The organism is Phenylobacterium sp. (assembly GCF_036501465.1).
Taxonomy (GTDB): Bacteria; Pseudomonadota; Alphaproteobacteria; order Caulobacterales; family Caulobacteraceae; genus Phenylobacterium.
In genome coordinates this window covers 1-10,399 of the sequence record NZ_DASYAF010000093.1, presented here as the reverse complement: position 1 = coordinate 10,399, position 10,399 = coordinate 1, and the positions used below count along the sequence as shown (strand labels likewise).

Below are 10,399 nucleotides of genomic sequence, written 5' to 3'. Positions count from 1 at the left end.
GTCATGTCCTTGATCTGGTCCATGAACTGTTCGATCCCGGGCACGTCCTTCTGCAGGACCTCCTTGCCCTTCGCGTCGGCCCAGATCGTGCCGATGGTGGACTTGTCGACGGTCAGCGGGCCGGAGGCCGGCGCCTGAGCGAAGGCCGGAACGGCGGCGAGGGTTGCGAGGGCGGCAAGGCCCGCAACGAGGGTGGTCTTCATGGCTTGTGGGTCCTTCCCCTGAGGTTTTGCCCGCGAAGCTATAGCGCTTCGCTGGAACTTGGTTCGCCGGAAATCGCGGCGAGATTACGAACGCTGCTCGTTTATTTCAGTCAGTCGAGGTTTTGGCTCCCAGCGCCTCTACGTTCGTCACCGAAACGATGGCCTCATTCGGTTCCGCGCGCAAGGTGACGCTGGTGTCATGCTTTGCCTTTTGGCGCTGCAGAGGTAGGGAACCCTCATGAGCGAAAAGAGCAAGACGATCGAAGGTCGCACCGGCCCGTGGGAAATCGTCCTGGGGCTGGAAGTCCATGCCCAGGTGGCCTCGAACGCCAAGCTGTTCTCCGGCGCCGCGGTGGGCTTTGGCGCCGGGCCGAACGAGCAGGTCAGCCTAGTGGACGCGGCCATGCCGGGCATGCTGCCGGTGATCAACCGCCACTGTGTGGAGCAGGCGGTGAAGACCGGCCTCGGGCTGAAGGCCCAGATCAACCATTGGTCCAGGTTCGATCGAAAGAACTACTTCTTCCCCGACCTGCCGCAGGGCTACCAGATCAGCCAGTACAAGGATCCGATTGTCGGCGAGGGCGAGGTGATCGTCGAACACGACGACGGCTCGACCTTCACCGTGCGCATCGAGCGCCTGCACCTGGAGCAGGACGCCGGCAAGTCGCTGCACGACCAGGATCCCAACGCCACCTATATCGACCTCAACCGCGCCGGCACGGCTCTGATGGAGATCGTGTCGATGCCGGATATGCGCACCTCGGAAGAGGCGGCCGCCTATGTGAAGAAGCTGCGCACCATCCTGGTCTACCTGGGCACCTGCGACGGCGACATGGAGAAGGGTAATCTGCGCGCCGACGTGAACGTCTCTGTCTGCCGCCCGGGCGACTATGAGAAATTCCGCGAGACCGGCAGCTTCAAGCACCTGGGCACGCGCTGCGAGATCAAGAACGTCAATTCCTACCGCTATATCCAGCAGGCCATCGAGTACGAGGCGCGCCGCCAGATCGAGATCCTGGAGGATGGCGGCAAGATCGACCAGGAAACCCGGCTGTTCGACCCGAACAAGGGCGAGACGCGGTCCATGCGCTCCAAGGAGGATGCGCACGACTACCGCTACTTCCCCGACCCCGACCTGCTGCCGCTGGTCCTCGATCCGGACTGGGTGAAGAAGATCGAGGCCACCCTGCCGGAGCTGCCGGACGCCAAGAAGGCGCGCTTCCAGTCGCAGTACGGCCTGTCCGCCTACGACGCCCAGGTGCTGATCAGCGAGCAGGCGCGCGCCGACTTCTATGAGGCCGCCGCGAAAGGCCGCGACGCCAAGCTCACCGCCAACTGGGTGACCAACGACCTGGCCGCGCGGCTGACGGCCGGCGGCATCGAGATCGAGGCCAGCCCGATCGCGCCTGCCGCCATCGCCGAGCTGGTCCGGCTGATCGAGGAGAACGTCATCTCTTCGAAGATCGCCAAGGACGTCTTCGAGCGGATGTGGAACGGCGAGGGCGACGCCTCGCAGATCGTCGAGAAGCAGGGCCTGAAGCAGGTTTCCGACACCGGCGCCCTGGAGGCGATCATCGACCAGCTCATCGCCGACAATCCGGGCCAGGCCGCCCAGGTGGCCGAAAAGCCCCAGGCGATCGGCTGGTTCGTGGGCCAGGTGATGAAGGCCACCGGCGGCAAGGCCAACCCCGGCGTGATCAACCAGCTGCTGCGCGCGAAGCTCGGCGCCTAGTAAGGCACCACGTCGAACACCTGGTGCGTCTGGCGCGACACCAGGGCGTAGCCGCGTGGGGTCTGCATCCAGTCATAGCCGGGCGGCGGAGGGCGCAGGCGTTTGGCCGCATAGTCGCCGACCACCGGGGCGCCTTCAGGGCCCATGTAGCCGCCGCGGCGCGGCGCGGCGCTATAGGCGCTGGGCGGCGGGGCGTAGACCCGCGGGTCGTAGCGCGGATCGCGCGCGCCCCCATAGGCCTGCGCGCCGCCGCGGTAGCCGTAGCGGGGATCGGCGGGCTCGCCGCGATAGGCCTCCGGCCGGTATTCCTGGCCGCGGTACTCCTGGCCCCGGTTTTCCTGGCCCCGCGGCTCCGCCTGGCGGTACTCGGGCTGACGATACTCCTGAGGGCGATATTCCTGTGGCCGGTAGGGTTGGGCGGCCTGGCCACGGCCGCCGCTGCCGCCGAAGATCCGGCCCATGCCCTGACGCCCACTGCCCTGTTCGTGGCGCCCGTGATGATCGTCAGCCATGGCGCGGCCCGCCGTCGCCAGTGGGCTGGCGACGGCCGCGACGGCGGCCAGAAGGCAGATCAGGCGGCGCATGGGCCCGGCATCATCCTAAAAATCGCTTCTACGGTCGAGCTTACCGATGTTGGGAGCTTACAATGTCACCCACGCCTGAACTCAGGCTGAACAGGTTCATGGAAAGTTTGGCGAGGGCGCGGGCCGCTACGGCCAAGCCTGCGACCTTTTAACGCCTGTGGCCAGATGAAGGCCCGACAACAGCCGCCTTAACCATGTGTTCAGCGCGAGGCTGTTTCCATGCGTCCCAACAAAGGCCGGGTGAGGCGCCTCCAGAATGGGGGTCGCAGCGGCCAAGACAGGGACAAAGGTCATGCTTGCACAACTGCAAGTCGCCGATGGTGGGCTCCCGCTGCCGAGTGCGGAAGCCTCTGGCGACGAACTGTTCCGCCTGGGACTGCTCTATTCGACGGGGCAGGGCGGGGCGCCGCTCGACTACGTTTCGGCCCACATGCTGTTCAACCTGGCCGCCATGCGCGGATCGGTTGAAGCCAAGGTCTATCGCAAGGAGCTCTCGGAAGAGATGGCCTCCGACGAGATCGCCGAGGCGCAGCGCCAGGCCCGCGAGTGGCTCGCCCACGGCTGAAGCCTTCCCCTGCAACCGGGAGTCGGCGGAAAGTCCTCGCGAATCAAAGCACTCTCGAGATCCTGGGCGCAGTTGGGGGCTCTTGTGACAATCGATAGTGCGAAGCAATTGGCGGCGGTGGCGATCGGGGCGGCGACCCTGGCCTGCGCCGGCGCGAGCCACGCGTCTGAGACGCTCTACCTCGATGTCGACGGCTGCAACGGCGGCTGCGGCCTTGGCCTCTATGGCGAAGCCACGGTCAGCACCGGCAATTCCAGCTTCACCCAGGTCGACATCCATCTGGCCGATGGGGTCACCTTCGCGACCGACGGAACCCTCAATTCAGCCGCCTTCGACGTCGTGGGCTCGCCCAACCTCAACGACCTGGTGCTCACCAGCCACTTCGCGGCCCTCAACCCGCACCTCGCCCAGAACATCACGGAATCGCCGTTCGGCCTGTTCCATTACGATGTCCTTTGGGTCGGCGGCGGCCCCGCCTCGCAGGATCTCTCGTTCCGGCTCTCGGCCGGCGGCGCCGTCGGGCTCGGTTCCACCACCTACAACGACATTCCGCTGGTCCTGTCGGTCGGCGTCCAGCGCACGGTCGATGGCGTCGTGAAGGAAGGCTACATCGGCGGCACGACGACCCTGCTCACGCCCGGCGCGCCCGAACCGGCGAGCTGGGCCCTGATGATCGGCGGCTTTGCGGCCGCCGGCTCCGCCCTACGCCGCCGCCGCGTCCTGGCCGCCTAGCGCCTCCTCAAGCCACGCAATCGCTTCTCGGCGCGTATTTTTCGCGGCTGACGCGAGGGGCGTTGCCCGCAGATGTGGTTCCTCTAACCCTGTTCGCCGGTCGGTGGCCGGAGTCCGCCGGGGTTTTGGGGAACATCATGCGGATCAGGATGGCGTTGTTGGCCGCGGCGGCGGCCGGAGCGGTCTCGCTGGGCGGCGCACACGGCGCGTCGGCTCAGGCGGCCTTCGGCTCGGCGGCCTTCGGGACCTATCGCGAATGCGTCGGCAATCCGGTCTGCGATGGGGCCCAGACCGGGCAGACGATCATCGCCTACGGCATCTCCGGCGGGACGTCGTCGACCTCGAACACCAGCCTCGTGCTCAACGGAACCACCGGCGTGGCGCTTGGCGGCGGCCCGGTGGCGCTGCCGAACGATCCGGCCTCCAATGTCAGCGGCATCGTAGCCTTCGGCGGCGAGGATCTGCCGGTGCTGCATGGGTCGTCGAATTCCGGCGCGACGGACCGGATGGGCATCAACGCCTTCGGCTACCAGACCTACACCAACACCGGCGACACCACGACGGCGTTCGACGTGGCGGGCGCCCTGCACATCGACAGCTTCAGCGGCGGCGCCGACGGTACGGCCGCGGGCGGGGCGATCGCGGTCAGCTATCTGGGCGTCTGGGACCCGTCGCTGATCACCAGCCTGGGCAGCCCCGACGCGCTCACCCTGTTCGACAGCGTCTTCGAGGCGCCCTGCGGCGCCACGGGCGTCCTGGCGGCCAACATGACCACCACGACCCTGGTGAGCGGCGTCACCCCGCCTTCGCCGACCCTCAACGGGACCACGGGCTCCTGCTCGGGGGCTGCGTCGACGGCCGATGCGCTGATGCTGGCGCCGGGCCAGACCGTTCTCGTGGTGGCGGGCCTGCAACTGCTCACCAACCGCGGCGGCCAGATCGACGCCAGCGACACCTTCACCACCACCTTCACGCCCGACGTGGACGTGCAGGAGCTGGCTTCCGGCCGCAATATCCTGGGCGTGCCGGAACCGGCGACCTGGGCGCTGATGATCGCGGGCTTCGGCCTTGCAGGGGCGGCGCTGCGCCGCCAGCGCCAACTCGCCGTCTAGGCAGAACCGCCGTCCTCGGCTAGAAACCGCGATCCCGGCGCGAGCCCATCTTCCAGGGCTCGCCGCCGGTCGGATTCGCCGGGCGAGAATCCCAGCGTTTTCAAAGTGGTGACGTGGCCGAGTGGCTGAAGGCAACGGTTTGCTAAATCGTCATACCTGAAAGGGTATCGAGGGTTCGAATCCCTCCGTCACCGCCATTCCTGCTTCGCCCTGACGGGCTCCGCAGGACTTACCGCGCTCGCGGGGCCCTCTGACGAAATCAGGCGTTCGCCAGCCGGAAGTGCGTCCGGGTCGGGAACGAGGTCTTGAGCTGGTCCCAGCCGGGGTGGCCGACGTTGGTCCCGAGCGGGGTCTTGTCCTTCTTGATCGCCGCGTCGAGCCGCTTGATGCGGTCCTTGGTGCCCGGGTGGGTGGCGTAGAGCGAGGTGGTGGCCTTGGTGGACGGGGGGAACAGCTTCAACAGGGTGCTGTAGAAGTCGGTGGCGCGGCCCTTGTCGTAGCCGATGGTGTCGAACACGCCGACGATATGGCCATCGGCGGCGAACTCCAGGTTCTGCGAATAGCCGCTGGTGATCATGTCGAAGATCGGGCCCTCCAGGGCGGTCAGCAACTGGTCGGAGATCAGGCCGCCGACGGCGCCGGCCTTGCGGGTGGCCTGGGCGACCAGCTGCTGCTTGCCGATGTCGGTCATGCCCTGGGTGAAGGTCTTGTTCTTGATCTGGGCGATGCCGTGGCTGAGCTCGGCGTGGCCGGCCTCGTGGCTGAGCACCGCCGCCAGTTCTTCAGGCGTCGCCACATAGCGGATCAAGCCCTTGTGCACGGCGATCTTGGCGCCGGGCAGGGCCCAGGCGTTCACCGTGTCGTTGTCGATCAGCACGACCTCCCAAGGCAGGCCCGGGCGCTTGGTGGTGGCGAACACCGGCTTGGCGAAGTCGCGCAACGCCTCCTGGTCGACCTGCGAGTTGTAGACCCCGCCCGACTGGTCGATGAACTTCTGATAGTAGTTCTGGCCCATGGTGATCTCGTCGGCCTCGGTGAACTGCATCTTCTGCAGCACGCCGGCCACCTGGCCCGCCAGGGCGTTGAGGTCCATGCCGCCCGGCCCGGTCGGCAGGCTGGGCAGGCCCGGGAAGTTCGGGATCTGCGCCAGCGCGGGCCCCGCGGCCATCGCCGCGCCGGCCGCCGCCATGCCGCCCAGCAGGCTCCTGCGGTCGGTTTCCAAACGCCCCACCAGGGTTGCACCCCAGTCCTTCATCGGCCCGCCCATTTCCGCCTCCCAGTTCCCGTCTATCTCACGTCAATCGATTTGATTTCGCACGTCATTTCGTCTTCAACGCGAATTCGCCCCGCCATCCGGCCGGCGGCGGCGCTTCCAGGTATCCTTTACACCGTTCCGCATAGACCTTGGAGGGCGGATCGACGCTCGCCTGCGCCTGGAACCCCGCCAGGGCGGCCTTGAAGTCGCGCGCGTCGTGCTTGGCCAGCGCCGCCTCGAAGGCGGCGACCCGCGCCAGGTCTTCCGGTCCGACCTCGCCGGCCCGGCCCAGCACCTCATAGACCAGGATCGGCTCGGTCTTGCCCTTGACGATCAGCCGGTCGAGCCGGCGCAGCACATAGCTGTCATCCAGGGCCGCCGCGGTGGCCTCGCTGATCATCAGGGTGGTGCCGTATTCCTTGTTGGCGCCCTCCAGCCGCGCCGACAGGTTCACCATGTCGCCGGTCACCGTGTAATTCAGCCGCTCTTCGGAGCCCATGTTGCCGGCGATGGCCACCCCAGTGTGGATGCCGAAGCGGGTGCCGAGCTGGCCGGACGGCAGGTATTCGGGCGTCACGTCGCGATTGAACTCGGCCAGCGCCCTCTGGCAGGCGAGGGCGGTGTCCACCGCCTTGCGCTCAGGGTCGGCCACCGCCAGGGGCGCGCCCCAGATGGCCATCACCGCGTCGCCGATGAACTTGTCGATATAGCCATCGTTGGCGCTGATCGGCCCGGTCATCATGGTCAGGTAGCGGTTCATCAGCTCGACCAGCTTCTCCGGCGTCTCCTTCAGGCCCTCGCTGATGGTGGTGAAGCCGGCGATGTCGGTGAACATCACGGTGATCAGGCGCTGGTCGCCGCCCAGCTTCAGCGCCTCGGGCTGGTCCATCAGCTGGTCCACCAGCGCCGGCGCCAGATAGTGGCGGAAAGCGTGCTGCACCCAGCGCTTCTCGCGATCCTCGATCACGAAGCGGTAGGCGTAGATCAGGGTGTAGGCCAGGATCGCGGTGACCAGCAGGCTCGCGGCCGGGGCCACCGTCTTGGCCTCCAGCGCCGCCACCGAGGCCGCACCCTCCAGCGCCAGCGCCGCTATGCCCACCGCCGCTCCGCTCACCGGCGCGAGCGCCAGGAAGGCCGCGGCGAGCGCGAAGGTGGCCAGGCCGACCAGCAGGAAGGTCGCCGGCGCGCCCAGCTGGGTCAGCGCCAGGTTCTTGGTCAGCGTGTTGATCGCCGCGGCCTGGATCAGCACGCCGGGCATGGAGCGGCGGTTCAGGTTGGTGGCGAGGGTCGGATCGGCGGCCACGGCGCAGCGGGCGGGTGCGGCGCGGGCCGCGGCGCCCTCGTTCCAGTCCAGCCGCTTGGCGCCGCGGAACCGGTCCTCGATGTCCAGGGTCTCGGCCAGCAGCACGATCTTGCCGGCGAAGGCCTTACGGAAATAGTCGGTCTTGCCGGCGACGGCGCAGGCATAGAGGTCGACCATGCTGTAGACCGGCACGTCGCCCGCGCCGGTGTTGAAGTTGATGATGAATTCGCCCGTCGGCGGCTTGGCGCCGGCGCGTCGGGCGAGCTCGACGCCGAACGAAGGGACGTGGCCGCCTTCCTGTGTCGCATAACCCGCCAGATAGCGGCGCACGACGTCGTCGTTCTCCATCGGCATGTTCAGCAGCCGCACGTTGTCCTGGCCGTTGGCGGCGAGGATCTGTCCGGCGTAGGGCGCCAGGATCTGGCCCGACAGCTTCGTCTCGCCCATCACCAGGTGGTTCTGCATCGCCGCCTTGCGCAGCGACAGCAGGAACGGGCGGTCGTAGCCCAGCAGCAGTTCCGGCCGGTCCAGCGTGGTGGGCAGGATGGTGTCGAGGCCGATGGCCTTAGGGCCGGCGGCGTCCACCGCATCGATCACGAAGCCGTAGTAGGGCGTCCAGGCGACCTTGGGCGTGTTCGCGAACGGTTCGGTGCGGTAGGTCTGCTCGTCGATCGCCACGACCACCACGTCGGACTTCGACGGCGGGAACAGCGGCCCGAACGCCAGTTGGCGCAAGGGCAGCAGGAAGTCGATGCCGCGCAGTTCGAAGTCCCGCGACTGGGGCAGGATGGCCAGCAGGCCGGCGATCAGGCCGATGACCGCCGCGGCCAGCAAGCGGCGGCGATACTGGCGCCGCCGCGCCCCGTTCGCGCCGGCCTCGGCCTTAGGAGGCGCTGAGAGGGACAACGCGGCTGGCCATGCTGTCATTCACGTCCAGCGCCGGGTCGATGGAGAACAGCGCCGAGGCGACCACGTTGCCGCCGGCCACGGCCTCGGCCTTGTAGGGATCGCCGACGACCAGCTTCGCGGCGGCGGGCGGATAGGCGATCCAGTCCTTGGTGACCGGCGCCTCCCAGACGACCTCGCCACCCTTTTCCATGTCGCGGATGCGGATCGTGGTCACGCCGGCGAACTTGGTCTTGTCCCATTTGAACACCGGCGCGCCGGCCTTCAGCGTCCGTTCGTCCCAGTCGACGCCGGTGAAGGGCGTGACCCGGTTGACCGTCGCGCCGGCCTCGGAGGCCGAGGCGAGGACGATCGGGGTCGGCGGCTTGCAGCCGGGGCGCAGCGCCTGAGCGCGCACGCCGCCGGCCACCGTGGCGTCCTTCAGCCCGACGGTGATCGTGCCGCCGGTGAAGGTCTCGGTCAGGCAACCGGACAGGTAGCTCAGGCTGACCTTGCCCTTGGCGGGCAGCTTTATCTGCTGCTTGGCGAAGACGTAGTCCATCATCTGGACCGGGGCCCCGGGCGTGGCGGTCTCGACCACCGCGACGGCGTCCGTGCCCAGCTTGTGCAGGGGCGCCTGCTGCGTGGATGCGGTGACCATCATCGCGCCGGGCGCGGCGCTGGTCGTGGGCGTCGGCGCGGCGGGTTTCGGCGCCGCCGCCGGCATCGATGGCAGGTTGGATGGAATCGGCAGGCTCTTCAGGATGTCGAACGGCCCGGCCAGCGCCATCGTCGGCGACGCCGCCAACCCAAAGGCCACGGCCAGCCCGGCCGCGATCGATCCGATTCCCAGTTTCCTGAGCCGTGCAACGCCCATCGCCGTCCCCCAAGCACATTCCGTCGCGCGGGGCCCATCCGCACGGCCGGACACTCTCTCCCTGGCTTCACTCTAGCCGAAGAACGATGGATTTCGAAAGCAAAGCCTTGAAAGCCCTGCGGGGGTTCAGCCCCAGACCCCGCGCAACGCTTCGGGCGCGTCCGGGTAGACCGGCTCCAACGCCTGTTCCATGGCGTGGAACAACAGCGTCATGTCGATCGGCTTGGGAGCCATGCCGTCCATGCCGGCCGCCTTGTACTCGGCGACCTGGTGGGTCATGGCGTTGGCGGTGACCGCGATGATCGGCGTCCGCGCGCGGCCCGTCTGCGCCTCCCGGGCCCGGATCTCACGCGTCGCGGTCACCCCGTCCATCACCGGCATCTGGATGTCCATCAGGATGATGTCCCAGGTTCCCGCCTCCCAGGCTTCCAGCGCCGCCCGGCCGTTCTCGACCAGGGTCGGCGTGACCCCCGCCTGCGACAGCAGGACCTTCAGCACCAGCTGATTGGTGTCGTTGTCCTCGGCCGCCAGCACCCGAAGTTCGCCGCCGCTGTCGGCGACTGTGGCTGACGGGTCTCCTGAGCCGGCGAGCATCGAGGCGCAGTCCTTCTCATGGCCCGCGTCGCTGAATCGGCGGCACCACGCCCCGACCTTCGGATAGCCCTAAGGTTGTGTCAATTCAGGCCGTACAACCCATGGGCGGGTCAATGGTCACGGTTGCGAGAGAGAGGGGCCAGGGCTGCGCGGCCTATCGTCGCGGCCCGGCCTGTTGGGATTTCGCCGGGACGGGGACGGGCGCCCGACGCTAGGTTGGCCACGACGACGGGAGCTGCGGAATGAGCGTGACGGCGCGGGCGAGGGCGGGTCTGACAGGGCTCGCGGCGGCGGCTCTGCTGGGCTGGGCCCTATCGGCCGCGGCCCAGCCCGCCGCGCAGGCCCCGGCGCGCGCGCCGGCGGGGCCAAGGTTCTTCGTGCTGGGGGTCTGGGTGCAGTCCGTGGCCCAGATGGACGCCTGGAAGGCGCGTGGTGTCAACACCATGGTCGAGGTCCCGCAGGGCCACGACATCGCCGCCTGGGCCCGCGCAGCCGACCAGCGCGGCCTCTACCAGATCCGCCACCCGTCCCCCGATCTCGCGGCCGATCTCAAGGAC

At 68.1% G+C, this 10,399-nt stretch carries 11 protein-coding genes and 1 tRNA gene; 6 read left to right on the top strand and 6 right to left on the bottom strand.

Features of this window, described 5'->3' with window-relative positions; translation table 11 throughout:
* Positions 1-203 (bottom strand): hypothetical protein (locus VGL85_RS10225; protein ID WP_331588730.1); only part of this gene is annotated, 203 nt, incomplete at its 3' end.
* Positions 204-441: 238 nt separating this feature from the next.
* On the opposite strand from VGL85_RS10225, the gene gatB reads away from it, so the two are divergent.
* Complete coding sequence (gatB, locus tag VGL85_RS10220) at positions 442-1,935, top strand: Asp-tRNA(Asn)/Glu-tRNA(Gln) amidotransferase subunit GatB (protein ID WP_331588728.1); 1,494 nt, start codon at positions 442-444, stop codon at positions 1,933-1,935.
* Here the strand turns inward: gatB and VGL85_RS10215 are convergent.
* Positions 1,932-2,519, bottom strand: a complete 588-nt coding sequence (locus VGL85_RS10215; protein ID WP_331588726.1) for an RcnB family protein — start codon at positions 2,517-2,519, stop codon at positions 1,932-1,934. The two genes, gatB and VGL85_RS10215, sit on opposite strands and share 4 nt — an antisense overlap.
* A 292-nt stretch (positions 2,520-2,811) precedes the next feature.
* Here VGL85_RS10215 and VGL85_RS10210 point away from each other — a divergent pair, with 292 nt between their 5' ends.
* The 4 genes from VGL85_RS10210 to VGL85_RS10195 all read left to right on the top strand — a co-directional run bounded on the left by VGL85_RS10210 (position 2,812) and on the right by VGL85_RS10195 (position 5,125).
* Positions 2,812-3,084, top strand: a complete 273-nt coding sequence (locus VGL85_RS10210) for a sel1 repeat family protein (RefSeq protein WP_331588724.1) — start codon at positions 2,812-2,814, stop codon at positions 3,082-3,084.
* Between the two features lie 84 nt (positions 3,085-3,168).
* Positions 3,169-3,816, top strand: a complete 648-nt coding sequence (locus tag VGL85_RS10205) for a PEPxxWA-CTERM sorting domain-containing protein (RefSeq protein ID WP_331588722.1) — start codon at positions 3,169-3,171, stop codon at positions 3,814-3,816.
* Positions 3,817-3,953: 137 nt separating this feature from the next.
* Positions 3,954-4,928, top strand: coding sequence for a PEPxxWA-CTERM sorting domain-containing protein (locus VGL85_RS10200; protein ID WP_331588720.1), 975 nt, complete (start codon positions 3,954-3,956; stop codon positions 4,926-4,928).
* Positions 4,929-5,035: 107 nt separating this feature from the next.
* Positions 5,036-5,125: transfer RNA gene (locus tag VGL85_RS10195), tRNA-Ser, on the top strand.
* Positions 5,126-5,187: 62 nt separating this feature from the next.
* Here the strand turns inward: VGL85_RS10195 and VGL85_RS10190 are convergent.
* From VGL85_RS10190 to VGL85_RS10175, 4 genes are all read right to left on the bottom strand, one after another.
* On the bottom strand, positions 5,188-6,195 hold the full coding sequence (locus VGL85_RS10190; RefSeq protein WP_331588718.1) for a M48 family metallopeptidase: 1,008 nt from the start codon (positions 6,193-6,195) through the stop codon (positions 5,188-5,190).
* Between the two features lie 52 nt (positions 6,196-6,247).
* On the bottom strand, positions 6,248-8,392 hold the full coding sequence (locus VGL85_RS10185) for an adenylate/guanylate cyclase domain-containing protein (RefSeq protein ID WP_331588716.1): 2,145 nt from the start codon (positions 8,390-8,392) through the stop codon (positions 6,248-6,250).
* Complete coding sequence (locus VGL85_RS10180) at positions 8,370-9,248, bottom strand: hypothetical protein (protein ID WP_331588714.1); 879 nt, start codon at positions 9,246-9,248, stop codon at positions 8,370-8,372. Before VGL85_RS10180 ends, VGL85_RS10185 begins: the two co-directional genes overlap by 23 nt.
* Before the next feature lie 126 nt (positions 9,249-9,374).
* Positions 9,375-9,842, bottom strand: coding sequence for a response regulator (locus VGL85_RS10175; protein WP_331588712.1), 468 nt, complete (start codon positions 9,840-9,842; stop codon positions 9,375-9,377).
* Between the two features lie 242 nt (positions 9,843-10,084).
* On the opposite strand from VGL85_RS10175, the gene VGL85_RS10170 reads away from it, so the two are divergent.
* Positions 10,085-10,399: hypothetical protein (locus VGL85_RS10170; protein WP_331588710.1), on the top strand; the 315-nt coding region annotated here is incomplete at its 3' end.